Origin of the sequence: Serratia proteamaculans, assembly GCF_008830365.1 — a bacterium.
Taxonomy (GTDB): Bacteria; Pseudomonadota; Gammaproteobacteria; order Enterobacterales; family Enterobacteriaceae; genus Serratia; species Serratia proteamaculans.
Genome location: NZ_WBKI01000001.1, coordinates 1,294,431 through 1,315,530 on the forward strand (window position 1 = coordinate 1,294,431; position 21,100 = coordinate 1,315,530).

The 21,100-nt window shown below is 55.9% G+C and carries 22 protein-coding genes; 18 read left to right on the plus strand and 4 right to left on the minus strand.

Translation table 11 applies throughout. From position 1 onward, the window contains the following. Nucleotides 1-151: 151 nt before the first annotated feature. The gene (locus tag F8R23_RS06080; RefSeq protein WP_151415393.1) at nt 152-1,390 is read right to left on the minus strand and encodes a FliC/FljB family flagellin; all 1,239 of its coding nucleotides are present in this window, start codon (nt 1,388-1,390) and stop codon (nt 152-154) included. Between the two features lie 281 nt (nt 1,391-1,671). Between F8R23_RS06080 and fliD the strand changes: the two genes are divergently transcribed. The 4 genes from fliD (at nt 1,672) to F8R23_RS06105 (ending at nt 5,088) form a co-directional block, all read left to right on the plus strand. Next, a complete protein-coding gene (gene fliD, locus F8R23_RS06090) occupies nt 1,672-3,069 on the plus strand; it encodes a flagellar filament capping protein FliD (protein WP_129936670.1) in 1,398 nt (465 codons plus the stop codon). A gap of 26 nt (nt 3,070-3,095) precedes the next feature. Beyond that, entirely contained in the window at nt 3,096-3,506 is a 411-nt protein-coding gene (gene fliS, locus F8R23_RS06095) for a flagellar export chaperone FliS (RefSeq protein ID WP_085117266.1), read from the plus strand. Beyond that, a complete protein-coding gene (gene fliT, locus F8R23_RS06100; RefSeq protein ID WP_112349642.1) occupies nt 3,506-3,874 on the plus strand; it encodes a flagella biosynthesis regulatory protein FliT in 369 nt (122 codons plus the stop codon). Before fliS ends, fliT begins: the two co-directional genes overlap by 1 nt. A 347-nt stretch (nt 3,875-4,221) precedes the next feature. Further along, nucleotides 4,222-5,088, plus strand: coding sequence for a helix-turn-helix transcriptional regulator (locus F8R23_RS06105; RefSeq protein ID WP_151415394.1), 867 nt, complete (start codon nt 4,222-4,224; stop codon nt 5,086-5,088). 525 nt (nt 5,089-5,613) lie between these two features. Here F8R23_RS06105 and fliE read toward each other — a convergent pair. After that, entirely contained in the window at nt 5,614-5,928 is a 315-nt protein-coding gene (gene fliE, locus F8R23_RS06110; protein ID WP_151415395.1) for a flagellar hook-basal body complex protein FliE, read from the minus strand. A 434-nt stretch (nt 5,929-6,362) separates the two neighbouring features. Here fliE and fliF point away from each other — a divergent pair, with 434 nt between their 5' ends. The 14 genes from fliF (at nt 6,363) to sra (ending at nt 17,717) form a co-directional block, all read left to right on the plus strand. Then, on the plus strand, nt 6,363-8,051 hold the full coding sequence (fliF, locus tag F8R23_RS06115) for a flagellar basal-body MS-ring/collar protein FliF (protein WP_129936673.1): 1,689 nt from the start codon (nt 6,363-6,365) through the stop codon (nt 8,049-8,051). After that, nucleotides 8,048-9,040, plus strand: coding sequence for a flagellar motor switch protein FliG (gene fliG / locus F8R23_RS06120; RefSeq protein WP_129936674.1), 993 nt, complete (start codon nt 8,048-8,050; stop codon nt 9,038-9,040). Before fliF ends, fliG begins: the two co-directional genes overlap by 4 nt. Then, nucleotides 9,033-9,737 carry a flagellar assembly protein FliH gene (fliH, locus tag F8R23_RS06125; protein WP_129936675.1) on the plus strand — a complete coding sequence of 235 codons (705 nt, stop codon included), beginning with the start codon at nt 9,033-9,035 and terminating at the stop codon, nt 9,735-9,737. The genes fliG and fliH overlap by 8 nt, the downstream gene beginning before the upstream one ends. Beyond that, entirely contained in the window at nt 9,737-11,098 is a 1,362-nt protein-coding gene (fliI, locus tag F8R23_RS06130; RefSeq protein ID WP_099064632.1) for a flagellar protein export ATPase FliI, read from the plus strand. The genes fliH and fliI overlap by 1 nt, the downstream gene beginning before the upstream one ends. 22 nt (nt 11,099-11,120) lie before the next feature. Beyond that, nucleotides 11,121-11,567, plus strand: coding sequence for a flagellar export protein FliJ (fliJ, locus tag F8R23_RS06135; RefSeq protein ID WP_112349637.1), 447 nt, complete (start codon nt 11,121-11,123; stop codon nt 11,565-11,567). Beyond that, nucleotides 11,564-12,790, plus strand: coding sequence for a flagellar hook-length control protein FliK (locus F8R23_RS06140; RefSeq protein WP_151415396.1), 1,227 nt, complete (start codon nt 11,564-11,566; stop codon nt 12,788-12,790). Before fliJ ends, F8R23_RS06140 begins: the two co-directional genes overlap by 4 nt. A gap of 182 nt (nt 12,791-12,972) precedes the next feature. After that, a complete protein-coding gene (gene fliL / locus F8R23_RS06145) occupies nt 12,973-13,455 on the plus strand; it encodes a flagellar basal body-associated protein FliL (RefSeq protein ID WP_099064635.1) in 483 nt (160 codons plus the stop codon). Between the two features lie 5 nt (nt 13,456-13,460). Next, entirely contained in the window at nt 13,461-14,462 is a 1,002-nt protein-coding gene (gene fliM, locus F8R23_RS06150) for a flagellar motor switch protein FliM (RefSeq protein ID WP_085117279.1), read from the plus strand. Beyond that, the gene (gene fliN / locus F8R23_RS06155) at nt 14,459-14,872 is read left to right on the plus strand and encodes a flagellar motor switch protein FliN (protein ID WP_129936678.1); all 414 of its coding nucleotides are present in this window, start codon (nt 14,459-14,461) and stop codon (nt 14,870-14,872) included. Before fliM ends, fliN begins: the two co-directional genes overlap by 4 nt. Next, nucleotides 14,872-15,276 carry a flagellar biosynthetic protein FliO gene (fliO, locus tag F8R23_RS06160; protein WP_112349634.1) on the plus strand — a complete coding sequence of 135 codons (405 nt, stop codon included), beginning with the start codon at nt 14,872-14,874 and terminating at the stop codon, nt 15,274-15,276. Before fliN ends, fliO begins: the two co-directional genes overlap by 1 nt. Next, entirely contained in the window at nt 15,273-16,109 is an 837-nt protein-coding gene (gene fliP, locus F8R23_RS06165; RefSeq protein WP_232810740.1) for a flagellar type III secretion system pore protein FliP, read from the plus strand. Before fliO ends, fliP begins: the two co-directional genes overlap by 4 nt. Nucleotides 16,110-16,157: 48 nt before the next feature. Then, nucleotides 16,158-16,427 (plus strand): flagellar biosynthesis protein FliQ, encoded by a 270-nt coding sequence (gene fliQ, locus F8R23_RS06170; RefSeq protein ID WP_037419012.1) that lies wholly within the window; start codon nt 16,158-16,160, stop codon nt 16,425-16,427. Between the two features lie 2 nt (nt 16,428-16,429). Next, a complete protein-coding gene (gene fliR, locus F8R23_RS06175; protein ID WP_112349632.1) occupies nt 16,430-17,212 on the plus strand; it encodes a flagellar biosynthetic protein FliR in 783 nt (260 codons plus the stop codon). 373 nt (nt 17,213-17,585) lie between these two features. Beyond that, nucleotides 17,586-17,717 carry a stationary-phase-induced ribosome-associated protein gene (gene sra, locus F8R23_RS24205; protein WP_198642216.1) on the plus strand — a complete coding sequence of 44 codons (132 nt, stop codon included), beginning with the start codon at nt 17,586-17,588 and terminating at the stop codon, nt 17,715-17,717. 572 nt (nt 17,718-18,289) lie between these two features. On the opposite strand, the gene flgL is transcribed toward sra, so the two are convergent. Both flgL and flgK read right to left on the minus strand, forming a co-directional pair. Further along, nucleotides 18,290-19,249, minus strand: coding sequence for a flagellar hook-associated protein FlgL (gene flgL, locus F8R23_RS06180; protein ID WP_129938275.1), 960 nt, complete (start codon nt 19,247-19,249; stop codon nt 18,290-18,292). 58 nt (nt 19,250-19,307) lie between these two features. Further along, nucleotides 19,308-20,954 carry a flagellar hook-associated protein FlgK gene (gene flgK / locus F8R23_RS06185; protein ID WP_129938276.1) on the minus strand — a complete coding sequence of 549 codons (1,647 nt, stop codon included), beginning with the start codon at nt 20,952-20,954 and terminating at the stop codon, nt 19,308-19,310. Nucleotides 20,955-21,100: the final 146 nt, after the last annotated feature.

Genomic DNA, 21,100 nt, shown 5'->3' on the forward strand with positions numbered 1-21,100 from the left:
AAAGTACTGTTTGAGTGCCAATAGAAACAAAGGATTATACCTTCTGGTTTACCCAAACACCCGAAAACCACGCTTTTCGGGTGTTTGTCACCATATAAAAACCCCGCCAAAGCGGGGTTCTTTTTGCGACAGGTTAATCGGGGAGAGTCGATTAACGCAGCAGGGACAACACGTTCTGAGTAGACTGGTTAGCCTGTGCCAGAACAGAGGTGCCAGCCTGTTGCAGGATGTTGGCACGGCTCATGTTGGACACTTCGGTCGCGTAGTCAGCATCCTGAATACGGGACTGGGAAGCAGACAGGTTGTTCACGGTGCTGTTCAGGTTGTTGATAACAGAATCGAAACGGTTCTGTACCGCACCCAGAGAAGAACGCAGACCGTCAACCTGAGACAGTGCTTTGTCCAGAGTTGCAAATGGGTCGGCAGTTTTAGGTTCAGAGCTCATCTCTGCACCTTTGGTGACTTTACCTGCGCTATCTGCAGTGGCTTTGAAGTATTTAGCCGCTGCGCCAGTACCTTCCTGAATCAGGTAAGATTTGCCGCCGTCATAAGATTTCAAACCAGTAGTGTCGCCGGTTGCAGTAACTTCTTCTTTAACGGTGGTGGTAGCAGCGGTGTCGGTCAAACCGGTGGTTTCAGTCCCCGCGATCGCAGTGATGTCACCAGAGGTTTTGTCAACGGTGGCCTTGTAGTTCTTACCGTCGGTGCCTACTGCATAAACGTCGCCAGTAGTATTATCTTTGAGATAGCTGGCCGGTGCAGCACCGTTAGCCTGCTTATTGGTCGTGTTAGTGATGGTCAGGTCTTTACCTGTCGCAATGGTAGTAACCGCTGCGCCGACTTTAGCTGTATCAACACCGTCTGCCACACTGAACTTATCCAGGCCCAGAGTTTTAGAATTGATGTTTTTCAGATCAATCTGGATGGTTTCGTTGTCGTTAGCGCCCACCTGGATGGTCAGTTTCTGGTCGCCGCTCAGTACTTTCACGCCGTTGAAATCGGTTTGCTCAGAAATACGGTTGATCTCTGACATGCGCTCGCTGATTTCGTCCTGGATGGACTGCAGGTCGCTGGAGGAGTTAGAACCGTTCTGAGACTGTACGGTCAGACGACGGATGTTTTGCAGGTTGTCGTTAACTTCGTTCAGTGCACCTTCAGTGGTCTGCGCCAGAGAGATACCGTCGTTAGCGTTACGAGAAGCCTGAGTCAGACCCTTGATGTTAGCGGTGAAGCGGTTAGAGATTGCCTGACCCGCGGCATCATCCTTGGCGCTGTTGATACGCAGACCAGAAGACAGACGCTCGATCGCAGTACCCAAAGAAGACTGAGATTTGTTCAGGTTGTTCTGCGCCATCAGCGACAGGCTGTTGGTATTAATTACTTGTGCCATTATATGCTTTCCTTACGAATCAGTTGCGATCTTCGCAATGTGGTTAAAAGGTTCGGGCTGCTTTGCCCACGGCGTCAACCACCGTCCCATCAGGTATCGGCCCTCCCCCTGCAACCTTTAGAAATTTTTTGTTTTTTTTTCGCTTATTGCCAATGGCAGAAATAACGCGGTTTTTCCTTCTTCTATTGCGCCATCACTTTTTTAATTTTTCAGTAAACTTTTTCTCCACTGGGCCGATAAACGCGTAAAGCGAATAAAGTCATGATTAAGGAGAATTACCAATGGCATCGATCAGTTCATTAGGCATCGGCTCAGGACTCGACCTCAACGGCTTGCTGGACAAGCTAAGCAAAGCGGAACAGCAGCGTCTGACCCCTTACACCACCCAGCAAACCAGCTACAACGCCCAATTGACTGCCTATGGCACCCTGAAAGGCTCACTGGAAAAGTTCGATAACCTGAGCAAAGAGCTGGCGAAACCGGCGTTCTTCAACAATACCACCGCCAGCAAACACGATCAGTTCGCTATCACCACGACCGACAAGGCGGTGGCAGGCAACTACATCGTTAAGGTGATCGCGCTGGCTCAGCCGCAAACGCTGACCACCCAAACCCCTATTGCCAATCAGACAGAAACGTTGGGCACACCAGGCAGCAGCGACCGTTCAATCACCATTACCGCCGGCGATCCGCAAAAAGACGTGAAGATCCCCCTAAGCGACGACCAAACCTCATTGGTGGAAATGCGCGATGCGATTAACAACGCCAAGGCCGGCGTCAACGCCAGCATCATGCGCGTAGGCGACAACGACTATCAACTGGCGATCAGTTCCACTACCACCGGGGCGAAAAATACCGTCTCGGTGCAGGTCAATAATGACGATAAGCTGGGGGCTATCCTCAACTATGACTACAAGGCCAAAAGCGGTGCGATGAAGCAAACCGTAGCCGGTCAGGATGCCGAGATCGAGGTTAACGGCACGCCAATTAAACGCAGCACCAACTCGATTGCCGATGCGTTACAGGGCGTCACTATCGACCTGAAAACCACCACCAAAACTGATGCACCACAAAACCTGGTGATCAGCACCGATAAAACCGGCACCGCCGATAAGATCAAAGCGTGGGTCGACAACTATAACTCGCTGCTGGACACCTTTAACTCGCTAAGCAAATTTACTCCGGTCAAGACCGGTGAAGCGCAGAATGCCAAAAATGGCGCGCTGCTGGGCGATAACACCCTGCGTGGCATTCAGTCGTCGATTAAGAGCGCACTTAGCGCCGCACAAAACAACCCGGAACTGAAGGGTCTCGGCAATCTGGGTATCACCACCAACACCAAAACCAACAAGCTGGAGATCGACAGCACCAAATTGAACAAGGCCATTGAAGAGAAACCAGACCAGGTCACCAACTTCTTCTCTGGCAACGGTAAAGACACCGGCATGGCCACCGAGATCCATAACGAGATCCAGAACTACATCAAGGCTGGCGGCATCATTGAGAACTCGACCAAAAGCATTAATACCAGCCTCGATCGCCTCAACAGTAAAATCACCACGGTGACGGCCAGCATTCAAAACACCATAGATCGCTATAAACAACAATTCGTTCAACTGGATACCATGATGTCCAAGTTGGGCAGTACAGGTAATTATTTAACCCAACAGTTCAAATAGAACTTTTTAACCAGGTAATAAATCGCATGTATAACCGAAGCGGAACTCAAGCCTACGCCCAGGTCAGTCTGGAAAGCGGCGTAATGAGCGCCAGCCCGCATCAGTTAATCGTGATGCTTTTCGACGGGGCGCTTAGCGCCCTGTTACGCGCACGCATTCTGATGAAACAGGGAGATATCGCCGGCAAGGGGCTGGCACTGTCAAAGGCCATCAATATTATCGATAACGGCCTGAAAAGCGGTCTCGACCCCCAGCAAGGTGGCGAAATGGCCGATAATTTGGCGGCGCTGTATGACTATATGAAGCGCCGCCTGATGCAGGCCAACCTGCATAATGACGAAGCGGCGATCGACGAAGTGGTCAAACTGCTGGAAAATATTGCCGATGCCTGGCGCCAGATTGGCCCCAATTATCACCCCTCTCAGGACGCCGTATAATGGAACGTCAACAGCAACTGCTAGCCGCGTATCAACAAATATATAGTCTGAGCAGCCAGATGATCGCCCTGGCGCAAACCGAAAGATGGGAAGACCTGATCGAATTGGAGCTGGCTTACGTGACGGCGGTGGAAAGAACCGCCGCCTTCACCGGTCAGGCCGGCCCGTCCATGGCGCTGCAGGAGTTGTTGCGCAATAAGCTGCAACAGATCCTGGACAATGAAACCGAGCTCAAACGCCTGCTGCAACAACGCATGGACCAATTGAAAGAATTGATCGGCCAGTCAACGCGACAGAACGTGGTTAACAACACCTATGGCCAGTTTCACGACCGCGCCCTGCTGTTGGGAGAGCCGCAAATCAGATAACCGCTTAACAATAATGATAACAGTAGAATAAATAGCAGCTTGCACTATTATTCTCCGGTTAAGTCAGGATATTAATCCATGGCATTTGAATTATATACATTAATCATATTGATCACCCCGGGCCCTTAAGGGGCGAATATATTGCCCCGACTAACGCGGGCGCAACATGCAACGCCCCCACGAGACGGATAAATATTACGCCGACACGGACGTTTTCTGTTCAGCAGGAAATTGATTTTTGATAGATAAAACACGTCGTTGTGTTTCACAACGCATGGAAAAATGTTGCTCCAACGCCAATCAAAGCGTAAAGATATTCTCAGATAATGGCTGCGAAATGAATATCGATGGAACGTACAATTAATCTTTGTCCTGGAATTGGTGCCTCGGCGCACATCATTCAGCATACTGAATTATTATTCCCTTCAGTCTATTTTGAACAACCCCATCTGTATTTGGTACAGCAAGGCCACAAGCGCGTGCGTTGGCAACAGCGTGAAGTGGTGGCTCATACCGGGGAGTTGTTGATTATCGACGGAGGGCAAACCGTGGACATTGTTAACGAACCCTCAGAGGAAGGGGTATTCAGTTGCCAGTTGCTGACCTGCGATCCGTTACTGTTTGCGGCACAACCGATCCAGGCGGAAACCCTGGCCCCTACGGCCTTCGACCCGGTGTTGGCACTACGCAACCTGCCCTGCGCCCTGATGCACAGTTTTGAAACCACCAGCCTGGCGTTGGCGCTTAAACACCGTTTCCCTGCTGTCATTATTCGCCACAAAATGCTGGAGATTTTGCTGTGGTTGAAACAGTTCCATATCAACTTCGTGCATAACGAGGTTAGAAATTTAACCCAGAGGGTGCGACGTTGTCTGGCAACCGATCCGCACAACATCTGGACGGCGGCCGAGGTCGCGGACACCTTGTCGATGAGCGAGGTCATGTTGCGGCGCAAGCTGTCGGCGGAAAACACCTCATTGCGTAATCTGATGATCGACGTGCGCATGAACAGTGCACTGACATTGTTACAGTCCACTGACTGGCCAATATCCGCCATCGCCCAGCACGTCGGTTACGAAAGCTCTTCCCGGTTCGCCGAACGCTTTCGCAAACGCTTCGGCTTTGCCCCCACCGCCATTCGCGGACATCAACGAGCCATGGAACCCAGTACCATTCGTCCCGACCATTTCAGCTTGATGGAAGCGCGGGACTGATGACCACGGGCGCAAGTTAAATCATTGAACAATGGAATCGTGGTTTATGCAGGTCGGGTTAGCGGAAAACCGCGGGGTGAGATAGCATCGGCGATGCGTTAAAGCCATCAGGAGTGATAAACCATGCTCAACGAAAAACTGCTGTTTTCTCTGGCCGTCTTGCTGCTTGGTATCTGGCTGCTGGGCCTGACGTACGAAGAAGACGCCATGCGGATACTGGCGGGAAAGTAAATCAGCAAGGCCACAACCTGTGGCCCGTTTTTTTAACTTTGTTTAATTAAAACGCCTATGAGTACGACCAGCACCACCAAAATTAAAATACTCAATAGCCGCCATCTGCTTTCACTTTTGCTACTCATCATCTTGTCCGGTAATTAACACATCCTGTATCCCGGCAATTATAACCCCGTAACCCGTACGGCAATGTGAGTTGAAGCGGGGTTTCTGCCCGCTTACTCTGGCGATTGGTCGCCCATTTGTCGTTTCTGAGCTCGGAAAGTAATAGCAAGGGCCAAATAGCGACAATCACACCGCCATATTCATCACTTCCTGGTAAGCAGAAACCAGCTTATTACGTACCTGCACGCCCATCTGCAACGAGATAGATGATTTTTGCAGATCGACCATCACGTCATTCAGGCTAATGCCAGGAACGCCGACCTCAAAATCCTGCGCCTGCTTACGTGCGGTCTGCTGGGTATCGCTGATCTTGCCAATCGCCGCTTTCAGTTCGCTGGCAAAACTGATGCCTGGAGCACCAGCGCCTTGTCCGAGCTGCCCTGCCTGAATCGCCGTGGCTTGCAACTGTTGCAACACCCCTTCAATACCCTGAATTGCCATTGTGACCTCAATAAAAACGCGGCTACCGGCCCTTGTGGCGGCAGGCACTACTTTGATGCTGCACACCCTAACACAGCATTTTTATCCTAAAGCGGCTAATTAACTGCAAAAAACCCGGCTTATCGGGCCATCGAAATAGTAAGTAAGGGGAAATAATGGCATGCCCAGAAATGGGAGCGCCGCTATACCCGTCGTCTTTCAAGTTGCAGCGTTGTTACCTGCACTCGCTCACCCCAGTTACTTACTCAAGTAAGCGCCTGGAGATGAGCGAGTTGGCCGCCTAGCTGCAACTTGAAAGGCATAGGGTATATTTATATGTGTATCAGGGAGTCTGTTTTGTCACACAACGCTAACCACATCGTTCATCAGCCTGGCAGGGAGCTACGCCGTGGCCCGCACCGGATCCTGAGCGTCATTGAAGGACACTGGCTAAAATGAGTGCTTCAATCTCCGCCACCGAAAACCGCGATAATGGTCTGCAAGCCCTGTGGGACCGTCTGCGCGCCAACCCGAAAATCCCACTGCTGATCGCCGCTTCCGCCGCCATCGCCATTGTGGTTGCGCTGCTGTTATGGGCAAAAAGCCCAGATTACCGCGTACTGTACAGCAACATTAACGATCGCGACGGGGGTGCCATCGTCACCCAACTGACGCAGATGAACATCCCCTACCGCTTTGCCGAAAACGGCGCGGCGCTGCTGATCCCGGCCGATAAAGTACATGAAACCCGCCTGCGACTGGCGCAGCTAGGTCTGCCGAAAGGTGGCGCAGTGGGTTTCGAACTGCTGGATCAGGAAAAATTCGGCATCAGCCAGTTCAGTGAGCAAATCAACTATCAGCGCGCTCTGGAAGGCGAACTGTCACGCACCATCGAATCCCTGGGGCCGGTACAAAACGCCCGCGTGCATCTGGCGCTGCCAAAACCCTCGCTGTTTGTCCGCGAGCAAAAATCCCCTTCCGCCTCCGTGACCCTGACGCTGCAAGCCGGCCGCGCACTGGATGACGGTCAGATCAACGCCATCGTTTATATGGTTTCGAGCAGCGTTGCCGGTTTACCGCCGGGCAACGTCACGGTGGTCGATCAGTCCGGCCGCCTGCTGACCCAGTCTGACGGCACCGGGCGCGATCTGAACGCGGCACAGTTGAAGTACGCCGGTGAAGTGGAAAATCGCTATCAGCGTCGCATCGAAGCAATTCTGGCGCCGATGGTCGGTAACGGCAACGTCCGTGCGCAGGTCACCGCACAGATCGACTTCGCCACCCGCGAGCAAACTGACGAAGAATACCAGCCGAACCAACAACCCAATAAAGCCGCCGTACGCTCCAGACAGCTGAGCCAAAGCGACCAAATTGGCGGGCCGCTGGTCGGCGGCGTGCCGGGCGCACTGTCCAACCAGCCTAGCGCACCGGCTGCCGCGCCGATTGAAACCGCCAAACCGGCTGCCGGCACCAACGCCGACGCCGCCAAACCGAATGCCACGGCAACCCGCAGTGCGGCGTCAGGGCCACAGAATACGCGCAGTGATGAAACCACCAACTATGAGGTCGATCGCACCATTCGCCATACCCAGCAGAAGGCCGGGACGGTACAGCGGCTGTCGGTGGCGGTGGTGGTCAACTATCGCGGCACCGATAAAGAAGGCAAACCGCTGCCGATGAGCAAAGAGCAGTTGGCGCAGATCGAATCGCTGGTACGTGAGTCCATGGGCTTCTCCAGCAGCCGTGGCGATACCCTCAACGTGGTCAACACACCGTTTACCGATAACGAAATCACCGGCGGTGAACTGCCGTTCTGGCAAAGCCAAAGCTTTATCGATCGCCTGTTGGATGCCGGTCGCTATCTGCTGGTACTGCTGGTGGCCTGGTTGCTGTGGCGCAAACTGGTGCGGCCGCAGTTGCAAAACCGTCAGGCGGTACAGAAAGCCGCCCTCGCCACCGCCAATGCGCCGATGGCCAAACCGGCCGACAGCAATAAACAGAGTAATGAGGAGCTGGCGCAACACCGCAAATCGCAGCAGCGCGTCAGTGCAGAAGTCCAGAGCCAGCGGATCCGCGAACTGGCTGAAAAAGACCCGCGCGTGGTCGCTCTGGTAATCCGCCAATGGATGAGTAACGAATTATGAGTCTGACCGGTACCGAAAAAAGCGCCATCCTGCTGATGACGCTGGGCGAAGATCGCGCTGCCGAGGTGTTCAAACACCTTTCCTCGCGTGAAGTTCAGCAGTTGAGTGGCACCATGGCCAGCATGAGCCAGGTCTCGCACAAGCAACTGCAAGAAATACTGCGCGAGTTTGAAGACGATGCCGAACAGTACGCAGCACTGAGCGTCAATGCCAGCGACTACCTGCGTTCGGTATTGATCAAGGCGTTGGGCGAAGAGCGTGCCTCCAGCCTGCTGGAAGACATTCTCGAATCTCGCGAAACCACCACCGGCATGGAAACGCTCAACTTTATGGAGCCGATGAGCGCCGCGGATCTGATCCGCGACGAACACCCGCAGATCATCGCCACCATTTTGGTCCACCTGAAGCGTGGCCAGGCAGCAGATATTCTGGCGCTGTTCGACGAACGCCTGCGCAACGACGTCATGCTGCGTATTGCCACTTTCGGTGGCGTGCAGCCGGCAGCGTTGGCGGAACTAACCGAAGTGCTGAACAATCTGCTCGACGGCCAGAACCTCAAGCGCAGCAAAATGGGCGGGGTACGCACCGCGGCCGAGATTATCAACCTGATGAAAACTCAGCAGGAAGAGGCGGTTATCGACGCCATGCGCGAATACGACGGCGAACTGGCGCAGAAGATCATCGACGAAATGTTCCTGTTCGAAAACCTGGTGGAAGTCGACGACCGCAGCATCCAGCGCCTGTTGCAGGAAGTGGAAAGCGAATCCTTGCTGGTGGCGCTCAAAGGCGCGGAACAGCCACTGCGCGAGAAGTTCCTCAAGAACATGTCACAACGCGCGGCCGATATTCTGCGCGACGATCTGGCCAACCGTGGCCCAGTGCGTATGTCGCAGGTAGAGAACGAGCAGAAAGCCATCCTGCTGGTAGTGCGTCGTTTGGCAGAGAGCGGCGAAATGATTATCGGCGGTGGCGAGGACACCTATGTCTGATCGCATTAACACCCTACCCTGGCAACCCTGGTCGCTCAATGACCTGAACGAACCCAAACCGGAGCTCGACCCCCTGCCGTTACCGGTGGTGGAAACTTACGGCGTTCCCCTGGACGACAGCGTCGTTCAGGAACAGCAACTGGCCCAGTTACGCCTGCAGGCAGAGCAACAGGGCCAGCAACTGGGTTATGCCGAGGGTCAGCAAAAAGGCTACGACGCCGGGTTCCTGGCTGGAATGGAAGAAGGCCGCCAACAGGGCTTGCTGGAGGCGCAGCAGCAACAGCAACCGCTGACTGCCCACTGGCAACAATTGGTGACCGAATTCCAGCACACGCTGGACGCTCTCGACAGCGTGATCGCCTCGCGCCTGATGCAACTGGCGTTGACCGCCGCCAAACAGGTGCTCGGTCAGCCGCCGGTGTGTGATGGCACCGCGCTGCTGGCGCAGATCCAACAGTTGATCCAACAGGAGCCGATGTTCAGCGGCAAGCCGCAGTTGCGCGTACATCCGGATGATTATCATCGGATAGAGCAGCAGTTGGGTGCCACGCTAAGCCTGCACGGCTGGCGGTTGCTGGCGGACGGTCAGTTGCACCCTGGCGGCTGTAAGGTCAGTGCTGATGAGGGCGATCTCGACGCCAGTCTGGCGACCCGCTGGCACGAACTCTGCCGTCTGGCAGCTCCGGGAGAGGTGTAATGACTCAGCGCCTCGGCCGCTGGCTGACCTCACTGGATACGCTGGAAAAACGTATTACTCTGGCCCCGACGGTTCGTCGCTACGGCCGCCTGACGCGCGCAACCGGGCTGGTGTTGGAAGCCACCGGACTGCAACTGCCTATCGGTGCCACCTGCCTGATCGAGCGCCACGACGGCGGTGAAGTGCAGGAAGTCGAAAGCGAAGTGGTCGGTTTTAACGGCCAGCGACTGTTCCTGATGCCGTTGGAAGAAGTGGAAGGCATTGTGCCCGGTGCCCGGGTTTATGCCCGTGTCTCACCGGAGGGACAAAGCGCCAGCAAACAGCTGCCGCTTGGCCCGGCACTACTGGGTCGTGTACTGGACGGCAGCGCCAAGCCGCTCGACGGCCTGCCCGCACCGGAAACCGGCTATCGTGCGCCGCTGATCACCGCCCCGTTCAACCCGCTGCAACGTACGCCGATCGAACAGGTACTGGACGTCGGGGTGCGCACCATCAATGGCCTGCTGACCGTCGGTCGTGGCCAGCGCATGGGGCTGTTCGCCGGTTCTGGCGTCGGTAAAAGCGTGCTGCTGGGCATGATGGCACGTTACACCCAGGCCGACGTGATCGTCGTCGGGTTGATCGGTGAACGCGGCCGCGAGGTTAAAGACTTTATCGAAAACATCCTCGGCCCTGAAGGCCGGGCACGCTCGGTGGTGATCGCAGCACCGGCGGACGTCTCACCGCTGCTGCGTATGCAGGGGGCGGCCTATGCCACCCGTATCGCCGAGGACTTCCGCGATCGCGGCCAGCACGTGTTGCTGATTATGGATTCACTGACCCGCTACGCGATGGCCCAGCGTGAGATCGCCCTGGCCATCGGCGAGCCACCGGCCACCAAAGGCTACCCGCCTTCGGTGTTCGCCAAACTGCCGGCGCTGGTGGAACGCGCGGGCAACGGCATCAGCGGTGGCGGTTCGATTACCGCCTTTTATACCGTGCTGACCGAGGGTGATGACCAGCAGGATCCGATTGCCGATTCGGCGCGCGCCATTCTCGATGGCCACGTAGTGCTGTCGCGGCGATTGGCGGAAGCCGGTCACTACCCGGCCATCGACATTGAAGCATCGATCAGCCGCGCCATGACGTCGTTGATCGACGAAGAGCACTACCGTCGGGTACGCAATTTCAAACAGATGCTGGCCAGCTATCAACGTAACCGCGATTTGATCAGCGTCGGTGCCTACGTCTCAGGCAGCGATCCGCTGCTGGACAAGGCGATGGCGCTGTACCCGCAGATGGAAGCCTATCTGCAACAGGGCATCTTCGAGCGCAGCGGTTACGACGACGCCTGCCAACAGTTACAGCAATTGATCGTTTAACGTCACCAAAGGCGCAAATCCGATGAAACCACAGTCACCCCTGATTACCCTGCGCGATTTGGCGCAGGATGCGGTGGAACAGGCGACGCAGCAGTTGGGCCAGGTGCGCAAAGCGCAGCAGGCGGCTGAGCAGCAGCTTTCCATGCTGCTCAATTATCAGGATGAGTACCGCCAGAAGCTGAATAATCAACTGAGTGGCGGTATGGAGTCATCCAACTGGCAGAACTATCAGCAGTTTATCGGCACGCTGGAGCAGGCCATCACCCAGCACCGCCAGCAACTGACGCAGTGGGGACAAAAGGTCGACCACGCGATGAAGCACTGGCAGGACAAACAGCAGCGGCTGAACGCCTTCGAAACTCTGCATACCCGGGCCCAGAGCGCGGAGCTGCTGTTGGAGAATAAACGGGATCAAAAGCTGATGGATGAGTTCGCTCAACGCAGTGCACAAAGGAATAGCCACCAATGAACCTCAACGTTTTGCCCGCTATGTCGCCCGCGGGTGATAGCGGATTACTGTCGGACGCACCGTTATCGCTGGATGAGTCATCCCTTTCGTCCGCCTTTGCTCAACTGCTCGGTGCCCGCGTGCTGCCTGCCGATAAGGCTGCGGGCAAGCTGTCACCGATGACGCTGAGCGCAGACCAGGAGTCAGCGCCGCTGAGTCGCAACCAGCTAACCCAGCTACTGGCCGCCTTCGGCGAACGCGATGGGCTTTTAGCGCCGTCGCTGTTGAGCAACGGGCAGCCCACCGCCGTCGCTCCTGGCGAAGAACCGCAGAAAAATCAACCGCCAGAGGAGACGGCTCTGCGCCCTGCCGGTGAGATCGACGCCGCCACGTTGCAGGCGCTGTTCGCCATGTTGCCCATTGCCGTCACGCCTGTGATGCAGGGCCCTTCCGGAGCCACTGAACTGACCGTTGAAGGCGAGCAAGACTCCACGCAACCGACGGCTGTGCTGAGTGCGGCTCTGGGCCGCTCTTCGGATACCTCCGGCAGCCCGCTGGCAGACACGCAGAAGACCCCGACAGCAGTGAGCAAAGATCAACTCAACATGGAAAGTCGCGCCGACACGCTACAACAGACCGCGGCAACCCATGACAAGCCGGATGCCGCTGCATTGAAATTCGGCACCGATACGCAGCCGCAAACGCCGGTCAATCACCTGGTGGCACCGCCGGTATCCAGCCCAACAGTGGCCACCACCCCGGCCGCCTCGCTGGTCACCGCCCCACCCACGCCACAGTTGAATGCCCAGCTTGGCAGCCCCGAGTGGCAGCAGGCGCTGAATCAGCAGGTATTGATGTTCCATCGCAATGGCCAGCAAAGTGCCGAACTGCGTTTGCATCCGCAGGAACTGGGCGCGTTGCAGATCACCCTCAAGCTGGATGACAACCAGGCACAGCTGCACATTGCCTCTGCCCACGGACAGGTGCGTGCCGCCGTGGAAGCCGCTATGCCGCAACTGCGCCATGCACTGGCGGAAAACGGTATCAATCTGGGGCACAGCAGCGTGGGCGGTGAGTCAATGCCACAGGGTCAACAGGCGCAACAGCAGAACGGCGAGCAACAGGGCCGGTCGAATTATCGTGAGAGCCACGGTGGCAGCGAACCGGCCACAGAGGTGCTCAGCGCCCCACAGGCATTGCAGGCCATGGCCCGCGGCGTCAGCGGCGTTGATATTTTCGCCTGAGTGGCCGCAAACGCCCAAGCTGGCACGTTTTTCTCCGCCTATTCTGGCTATTGTGCGCCGCAATAGGCGCGATAATACCGTTACATGTCATGCGTGTGGCTTTTGCGCGCGCTATGTACCCGCCGGGTTTCAGGCTGCGGCTTGCAGGACGTCGGGTATAACAACAGGAATTTGATTTAGCTATGTCTCAAAATACCCTACCGGCAGCACCAAAACGCTCCCTTCTGGTCATCCTGCTGGTGTTGATAGCCGTGCTCGCCTGCGGCGCTGCCGGCTACAGCTGGTGGCAGCTCAAGCAGCACCAGAACGGTACGCAACCCGCAGAAAAACCTCAGCCGCCGGCCGTGCCGGTGTTTATGCCGCTGGACACCTTTACCGTCAATCTGATGACGCCGGATAACAACCCCGATCGCGTGTTGTATATCGGCCTGACGTTACGTTTGCCGGACGAAAATACCCGCCGTCAACTGAACGATTTTCTGCCGGAAGTGCGCAGCCGTCTGCTGATGCTGCTGTCCCGTCAGGAAGCAGGTCAGCTGAGCAGTGAACAAGGGAAACAGCAACTGGTGGCGCAGATTAAGGACGTGCTTAGCCCGCCGCTGGTTAAGGGACAACCGAAGCAGGTGGTCAGCGACGTGCTGTTCACCGCCTTCATATTGCGGTAATCACTATGGGCGACAGCATTCTTTCACAGGCAGAGATCGACGCCTTACTCAACGGCGACAGCGCGGGGGATGAACCCGTAGCGGTCGCCAGTAACGAGAGCGAGGTCAAGCCGTACGATCCGACCACCCAGCGCCGCGTGGTGCGCGAGCGACTGCACGCGCTGGAAATCATCAATGAGCGTTTTGCCCGGCAGTTCCGCATGGGGTTGTTCAACCTGTTGCGCCGCAGTCCGGACATTACCGTTGGTCCGATCAAGATCCAACCGTATCACGAATTTGCCCGCAACCTGCCGGTGCCCACCAACCTCAACCTGGTGCACCTGAACCCGCTGCGCGGTACCGCGCTGTTCGTGTTCGCGCCGAGCCTGGTGTTTATCGCCGTCGATAACCTGTTTGGCGGCGACGGCCGCTTTCCGACCAAAGTGGAAGGCCGCGAATTCACGCCTACTGAGCAACGGGTGATCAAGCGCATGCTGCGCCTGGCGCTGGACGCCTATGGCGACGCCTGGAGCGCGATTTACAAGATCAACGTGGAATACGTGCGGGCTGAAATGCAGGTGAAGTTCACCAATATCACCACTTCGCCGAACGACATTGTGGTCACCACTCCGTTCCAGGTAGAGATCGGTGCTCTGAGCGGTGAGTTCAACATCTGTATCCCGTTCGCCATGATCGAACCGCTGCGCGAACTGCTGACCAACCCGCCGCTGGAAAACTCACGGCAGGAAGACAGCCACTGGCGCGAAACGCTGGTGAAGCAGGTGCAGCATTCCGAACTGGAGCTGATTGCCAACTTCGTCGACATCCCGATGCGGCTGTCAAAAATCCTGAAGCTGCAGCCGGGTGATGTATTACCGATTGATAAACCGGATCGCCTGATCGCCCACGTGGACGGCGTACCGGTTCTGACCAGCCAATACGGCACGTTAAACGGGCAGTACGCCCTGCGTGTTGAACATTTGATTAACCCTATTTTGAATGCTCTGAGTGAGGAACAGCCCAAATGAGTGATCCTAAGCAACCGTCTGGCGAAGGAAAGGAATCCGTGGACGACCTGTGGGCTGATGCGTTTAACGAGCAGCAATCTACCGAAAAAACGTCTGCCAGCGACGCGGTGTTCAAATCGCTGGAACCGCAGGATGCCAGCGGCAGCCTGCAGGACATCGATCTGATCCTGGACATCCCGGTCAAACTGACCGTCGAACTGGGCCGCACCAAAATGACCATCAAGGAGCTGCTGCGCCTGTCGCAAGGATCTGTCGTGGCTCTGGACGGGCTGGCGGGTGAACCCCTGGATATCATGATCAACGGTTATCTGATTGCCCAGGGCGAAGTGGTGGTGGTGGCCGACAGGTTCGGCGTGCGCATCACCGACATTATTACCCCTTCCGAACGCATGCGTCGCCTGAGCCGCTGATGAACCCAAGCGCCAGCGCGCCCGGCCAGGGCACCTTACAACCCTCCGCACCGGCATTGCCGGCCGGTTCGGTTTTAACACAGGTCAGCACTGCGCTCGGTGGCATTCTGCTGCTGATCCTGCTGGCCGGGTGGCTGTTCCGCCGACTGGGATTTGCCCCACAGGCGCGCAACAACAAGCTGCTAAACCTGCGCGCCAGCTGCCAGGTCGGGCAACGCGAGCGCGTGGTGGTGATCGAAGTGGATAACACCTTGCTGGTGCTGGGTGTCACCGCCCAGCAAATCACCCCACTGCATACCCTGCCCGCCCCTGCGGCGGACAGCACCGCAGCCGAGACCACCGCGCCGGCGGATTTTCGCCAACTGATGCAAAAAGTTCTGAAACGTCCGGAAAAATCGGCATGACTCACACTCAACAATCGGCATCCCCGACTATTGTTCCCCTCACTTCGGATTGGCAGAAAACCGCCGCCTTCCCCCTCTCCTGTTGGGAGAGGGCCGGGGTGAAAGGAAAGCGGCTTCTGGCTGCTGCGCTGCTGCTGATCAGTCCGGCGGCTTTCGCACAACTGCCCGGTTTGATCAGCCAGCCGTTAGCCAACGGCGGCCAAAGCTGGTCGCTGCCGGTACAAACGCTGGTGCTGCTGACCTCGCTCAGCTTCTTGCCCGCCATGCTGCTGATGATGACCAGTTTCACCCGCATCATCATCGTGCTCGGGCTGCTGCGCAACGCACTCGGCACCCCGTCCGCTCCGCCCAATCAGGTGATGCTGGGGCTGGCGCTGTTCCTGACCTTTTTCATCATGTCACCGGTGTTCGACAAGGTTTATCAGGACGCCTATCTGCCGTTCAGCCAGGATAAAATCAGCCTGGACGTGGCGATGGATAAAGGTTCGCAGCCGCTGCGCGAGTTTATGCTGCGCCAAACGCGGGAAACCGATCTGGCCCTGTACGCCAAGCTCGCCAACCTGCCGCCGCTGGCAGGGCCGGAAGCGGTGCCGATGCGCATTCTGCTGCCGGCTTACGTCACCAGCGAGCTGAAAACCGCGTTCCAAATCGGTTTCACGGTATTTATTCCGTTCCTGATTATCGATCTGGTGGTGGCAAGCGTGCTAATGGCGCTGGGGATGATGATGGTGCCACCGGCGACCATCTCACTGCCGTTCAAACTGATGCTGTTTGTGTTGGTGGATGGCTGGCAGTTACTGCTCGGCTCGCTGGCGCAGAGTTTCTATTCCTAGTTTTTATTGGTAATTCGCGGCGGACACCCCGCCACTGAGGGATTCACGATGACACCCGAATCGGTCATGGCGCTGGGCACCGAAGCGATGAAAGTGGCACTGGCGCTGGCGGCCCCGATGTTGCTCGCCGCCCTGGTCAGCGGTCTGGTGGTCAGCCTGCTGCAGGCCGCCACCCAGATCAACGAAATGACCCTGTCGTTCATCCCCAAAATTCTGGCGGTGGTGGCCACCATCGTGATTGCCGGGCCGTGGATGCTGAACCTGCTGCTGGACTATATGCGCACGCTGTTCACTAACCTGCCCAATCTGATTGGTTAACCATGCTCACATTTGACAGCGCCCAGTTCGGCGTCTGGCTCAGCCAATATTTCTGGCCGCTGCTGCGCATTCTGGCGTTGATCAGCACCGCGCCGGTGTTCAGCGAAAAGCAGATCAGCAAGAAGGTGAAGATTGGTCTGGGCGGTCTGATCGTGATCCTGGTGGCCCCCGGTCTGCCCATCAGCACTGTCCCTATTTTCTCCGCCGCCGGCCTGTGGCTGGCGGCTCAGCAAATCCTGATCGGCGTGGCGCTGGGCCTGACCATGCAGTTCGCCTTCGCGGCAATCCGCTTGGCCGGTGAAGTGATTGGCATGCAGATGGGCCTGTCGTTCGCCACCTTCTTTGACCCCAGCGGTGGGCCAAACACCCCGGTGCTGGCACGGTTGCTCAACCTGCTGGCGATGCTGCTGTTCCTCAGCTTTAACGGCCACCTGTGGCTGATTTCGCTGCTGGTAGACAGCTTTCATACCCTGCCTATCCAGGCCGAACCGCTGAATGGCAACGGTTTTCTGGCATTGACCCAGGCTGGCTCGCTGATCTTTATCAACGGCATGATGCTGGCGCTGCCGCTGATTTGCCTGTTACTGACGCTGAACATGGCGCTCGGTCTGCTCAACCGTATGACGCCGCAACTGTCGGTATTCGTCATCGGTTTCCCGGTCACCATGACCATCGGCATTATGACCATCGGCATGATGATGCCGATGCTGGCGCCGTTTTGTGAGCACCTGTTTGGCGAGTTCTTCGACAGGCTGGCCGATGTTCTCGGCAACATGACGCCCTAGCGTAACCCTCATCAATGCGGCTTAACGGCCGCACCTCGCCGGACAAACGGGCAGTAAAACCCCTTTCTCGCTATAAAAAGTTGAAAAAAACCTATTAACACTATTTGGCTTCGATTATTTTTATCGACTTGAATAATAAATTACCCCCCTTAGAATGGCCTTGTTAAATAAAAAGCCATCAGTAAAACCGTCAGTATTTAGTCGTAGACATTAAATACAGGAGGGAATTTAAATATAAAGCAACACACAGGGAAGTGAATTTAAAACTCCATCCGTTATCCGCAAGGATAAAGATATTCTTTCACCGGGGTCAGCCGGCGGGACGGGTATATTTATTATTTGCGGAATTAACCCTACTCTCAGGAGCACAGAAATGAAAGCTAAAACCAACCGCAGAGCACGCAGAGCATTAGGTATGGCGCACTGGGTAACCAACCGAATTCAAATTGCATTATCCCCTTCACCGAACGGTGAAAAATGGGCCATGGTGAAAAAGAAGAAATAACGACGATGTTATAAATAAAGTCAAAATATAACCTCGACTGTTATTTAGCCAACCCTCCTGAATATTCAGACGTTTCCCTACGTTAAATCAGGCGGATATCGGCAGGTTCCACTTTGCCTCAGCCGAAAAAAAGGCACGTCACTCAAACCTTCGTGGGGGAAAGAGTGACGTGCCAAACAAGTGCGCCCGGTTTCAAGAATTCCCTACCCCTGTTTACAGCGATAAAGTCCTCTAAGCACACCCAAAGAACGACCCGCCATAACTTCACAGCGGATATGGGTTATTGCCATCCCACCCTGCACTGTAGGGGCGCTGCATGTGAACTACAGCCCAGATATTGGATAATAATCTGACATTTGGTGGAGTAGGCCCTGACCAACGGAGATTAATCATGCCATACCCTATGGATTTCAAGTTGGCCGCTCTAGCGCGTCCATGCGCTCGCGGCATTTGTACATCCCTGTACAGCACAACCAGGCGCCAAGCTTGCTTATCCCCAGGAGCTTACTTAAGTAAGTGACTGGGGTAAGCAAGTGCAGGTAACAACGCTGCAGCTTGAAAGACGACGGGTATCAGCGATTCATCTGGAACAGCGACATACCCTGCATATCACCAAATGTCTTGTATGACGCCTGCAGCGCGGCCTGTTGCATAAAGTAAGCAGAGATCGACTCGGCCAAATCCGCATCTGTCAGCGCACTCATCTGCACTTGATTGGTCATGTCGCGCTCTTTGCCGATGCTGTCCAACTGGTCCATTTCCTGCAATTGGCTGCCCAATTCAGCACGCACACTGAGCACCTTGTTGTAGGAGTTGTCCATGCCGCGGTTAGCCTTGGCCAATGCATCTGTCACCTGTTGCTTGGTGGCGTCGTCCGCGTCCTGCTGCGGGGTTTTCAGCGCTTTCAATGCAATGTCGATGCTCTCAAACACGTTAGCAACCGGCGCACTGCCGTCCGGCTCGGGTTTCGGGTTGCTGGTCAACGACATGAATACCCCCTTGCCGGTATGACCAATGGTCATCGTCCGGTTCGCGTCCACCTTCTGTTCGACGACCTTATCACCGCCTTTATAGCTCACGGTTCCACCTTCATCGACAAACGGCGGCTTGTCGTTCTCATAGCCGCCGAACATGTAGCGGCCGTTACCATCAGTGCTGTTAGCCAGATTGAGCAGCTGATCTTTCAGCCCCTGCAGTTGGGTCGCCAGCGAGTCGCGGTCGTTATCGCTTTTGGTGCCACCCGCGTTGACGATCAGCGCCTTAATATCGGAAATGGTCGATGTTGCACCGCTCAAAACGGTTTCCTCCATCGAGACGTTCTGCCGGGCAAAGGTGCGCGCGAGCGTATACTGATTGTTCTCAGCCTGCGACTGCGACAGCATCACCGCCTGCGACGCCGCCAGCGGATCGTCGGAAGGATTGATCACTCGCTTGCCCGTCGACAACTGCTCTGCGGCCTTCATAAACAGTGACTGGTTGCCGGTGATGCCGGACATGTTTTGTTGGTACATCATGCTGGTGCTCATACGCATGCTGTAGGTTCCTCACGGTGAGCGACCGGCGCCCACAGGGCGCCGGTCAGCAATTAAATCAACGGATATTCAACAAGGTATCAAACAGCGAGCTGGCGGTTTCAACCACCTTCGCGTTAGCCATGTAATATTGCTGGAAACGCAACAGCTCACCGTATTCTTCGTCCAGGTTGACGCCAGAGATCGACTGCTGCTGGTTGGTCAGCTGTATGACGATGTTGCCCTGCGAAGTGGTAGCCACCTTGGCGGCGGCGGTCTGATTGCCGATGCTACTGACCATACTGGCATAGGCACCGCTGAAAGTGGCTTTGCCGTCCACCAGCTTCTGGGTTTGCAGATCGATCAATTTTTTGGCATTTTCATTATCACCACGGCCGCTGTCATCTTTGCCGGCTGCGGCGATATGTGACGTGTCGGTGATAACCACCTTCAGGCTGCCCGCCACATCGCTGAGCGGTTTCACGGTAAAGCTGTCTTTGGCCTTGGCGTTACCGTCGATGCTGACCTGCAGACCGTCGAAGCTCAACGTCTGCTTGCCGTCAGCATCGGTACCCGCAGTGGCGTTAACCTTAACGTTGTCCGGCAGGCGGCTCACCTGCCAGTTGCTGCCGTCAAACTCGACGCGGTAATCGTTGGCCTTCACCTTGCTGGTATCGGTGTAAGAGACCGACAGCGAGGCGTCACCGGTATTACGGGTGTTATCCACCACGCGACCACCGCCGAAACCGAAGAAGTCTGTACCTGCGTCACCATTCAGATCGAAACCTGCACGGTGCTGCTGGTTAAAGTTGTCCGCCAACGCCAGCGCAATTTGCCCCAGTTGGTTGCGAGCGCCGTCCAGCGTCTCACTGCGGAACTTGAACACACCACTCAGGCTGCCGCTGTTGATCTGGCTCTCAGGGACTTCGTTGGCACCGTTGCCGCGGTCGTAACCCAGGGTCAAGCGGGAAGGATCGCTGCTGGAAGGTACCGCCGACACCTGGTAGGTCGTACTGCCCTGCACCAAGGTCAGGCCGTTGGCGAATGAGACCGTATAGGCGTCGCCATCCTGCTGAGTTACCTGCACACCCACCACTTTATTCAGGTCAGTCACCAGTTGATCGCGCTGATCCAACAAAGCATTTGGCTCGCCGCCACTGCCGCGCAGACGGGTAATCTCATCATTCAGACGGGCAATTTGCTGGCTGTAGCTGTTGATTTGCTGCGCGCTGTCACCGATCTGCTGGTTGACACCACTGTCCATATCACGCAGATATTTGTCAGTGTTGTTGAGCTGGTTAACCAGGCCGTTGGCCTTACCTAACACAGTCTGACGCGCCGAATCGTCGCCAGAGTTACTCACCAGGTTCTGCAGGTTGGTGAAGAAGTCTTGCATGTTGGTGGACAAGGTATTGGTTTTGCTCGCCAACAGGTTATCGATCTGAGAGATTTTCTCGTAATAAGCACCCTGCGCTTCGGCGTTGCCCTGCGCACTACGCAATTGGTTGGTAATGAACTGGTTATACTCGCGGTTAACGCTGGTGACGGTTACACCGTTACCGATAAAGCCGTTCATGGTACTCAAGCCACCGTTTTGCGCCAGGATCGCCGTCTGGCGGTTATAGCCGGTCACGTTGTAGTTAGAGATGTTGTTACTGACAGTGCTGAGCGCCACCTGAGCCGCATTCAGCCCGCTCATCGCGGTATTGATTAAGCTATTGGACATAAAAGTTCCTTTTGCTGCGGCGCCGCTGGCCCACAGAAGTCAATTAATCTGCTGAGAGGGTTCACTCAGCCTGTCTTGGTTATCGGCAAAAAGCGGGGAAACTTGATAGAGAATTGCTAGCCTTTTCATGATTTATGACATTCCCA

Excerpts from the sequence above, each read along its gene's own strand:
- F8R23_RS06080 (WP_151415393.1), bottom strand. The coding sequence starts at position 1,390 with ATGGCACAAGTAATTAATACCAACAGCCTGTCGCTGATGGCGCAGAAC.
- fliD (WP_129936670.1), top strand. The coding sequence starts at position 1,672 with ATGGCATCGATCAGTTCATTAGGCATCGGCTCAGGACTCGACCTCAAC.
- fliS (WP_085117266.1), top strand. The coding sequence starts at position 3,096 with ATGTATAACCGAAGCGGAACTCAAGCCTACGCCCAGGTCAGTCTGGAA.
- fliT (WP_112349642.1), top strand. The coding sequence starts at position 3,506 with ATGGAACGTCAACAGCAACTGCTAGCCGCGTATCAACAAATATATAGT.
- F8R23_RS06105 (WP_151415394.1), top strand. The coding sequence starts at position 4,222 with ATGGAACGTACAATTAATCTTTGTCCTGGAATTGGTGCCTCGGCGCAC.
- fliE (WP_151415395.1), bottom strand. The coding sequence starts at position 5,928 with ATGGCAATTCAGGGTATTGAAGGGGTGTTGCAACAGTTGCAAGCCACG.
- fliF (WP_129936673.1), top strand. The coding sequence starts at position 6,363 with ATGAGTGCTTCAATCTCCGCCACCGAAAACCGCGATAATGGTCTGCAA.
- fliG (WP_129936674.1), top strand. The coding sequence starts at position 8,048 with ATGAGTCTGACCGGTACCGAAAAAAGCGCCATCCTGCTGATGACGCTG.
- fliH (WP_129936675.1), top strand. The coding sequence starts at position 9,033 with ATGTCTGATCGCATTAACACCCTACCCTGGCAACCCTGGTCGCTCAAT.
- fliI (WP_099064632.1), top strand. The coding sequence starts at position 9,737 with ATGACTCAGCGCCTCGGCCGCTGGCTGACCTCACTGGATACGCTGGAA.
- fliJ (WP_112349637.1), top strand. The coding sequence starts at position 11,121 with ATGAAACCACAGTCACCCCTGATTACCCTGCGCGATTTGGCGCAGGAT.
- F8R23_RS06140 (WP_151415396.1), top strand. The coding sequence starts at position 11,564 with ATGAACCTCAACGTTTTGCCCGCTATGTCGCCCGCGGGTGATAGCGGA.
- fliL (WP_099064635.1), top strand. The coding sequence starts at position 12,973 with ATGTCTCAAAATACCCTACCGGCAGCACCAAAACGCTCCCTTCTGGTC.
- fliM (WP_085117279.1), top strand. The coding sequence starts at position 13,461 with ATGGGCGACAGCATTCTTTCACAGGCAGAGATCGACGCCTTACTCAAC.
- fliN (WP_129936678.1), top strand. The coding sequence starts at position 14,459 with ATGAGTGATCCTAAGCAACCGTCTGGCGAAGGAAAGGAATCCGTGGAC.
- fliO (WP_112349634.1), top strand. The coding sequence starts at position 14,872 with ATGAACCCAAGCGCCAGCGCGCCCGGCCAGGGCACCTTACAACCCTCC.
- fliP (WP_232810740.1), top strand. The coding sequence starts at position 15,273 with ATGACTCACACTCAACAATCGGCATCCCCGACTATTGTTCCCCTCACT.
- fliQ (WP_037419012.1), top strand. The coding sequence starts at position 16,158 with ATGACACCCGAATCGGTCATGGCGCTGGGCACCGAAGCGATGAAAGTG.
- fliR (WP_112349632.1), top strand. The coding sequence starts at position 16,430 with ATGCTCACATTTGACAGCGCCCAGTTCGGCGTCTGGCTCAGCCAATAT.
- sra (WP_198642216.1), top strand. The coding sequence starts at position 17,586 with ATGAAAGCTAAAACCAACCGCAGAGCACGCAGAGCATTAGGTATGGCG.
- flgL (WP_129938275.1), bottom strand. The coding sequence starts at position 19,249 with ATGCGTATGAGCACCAGCATGATGTACCAACAAAACATGTCCGGCATC.
- flgK (WP_129938276.1), bottom strand. The coding sequence starts at position 20,954 with ATGTCCAATAGCTTAATCAATACCGCGATGAGCGGGCTGAATGCGGCT.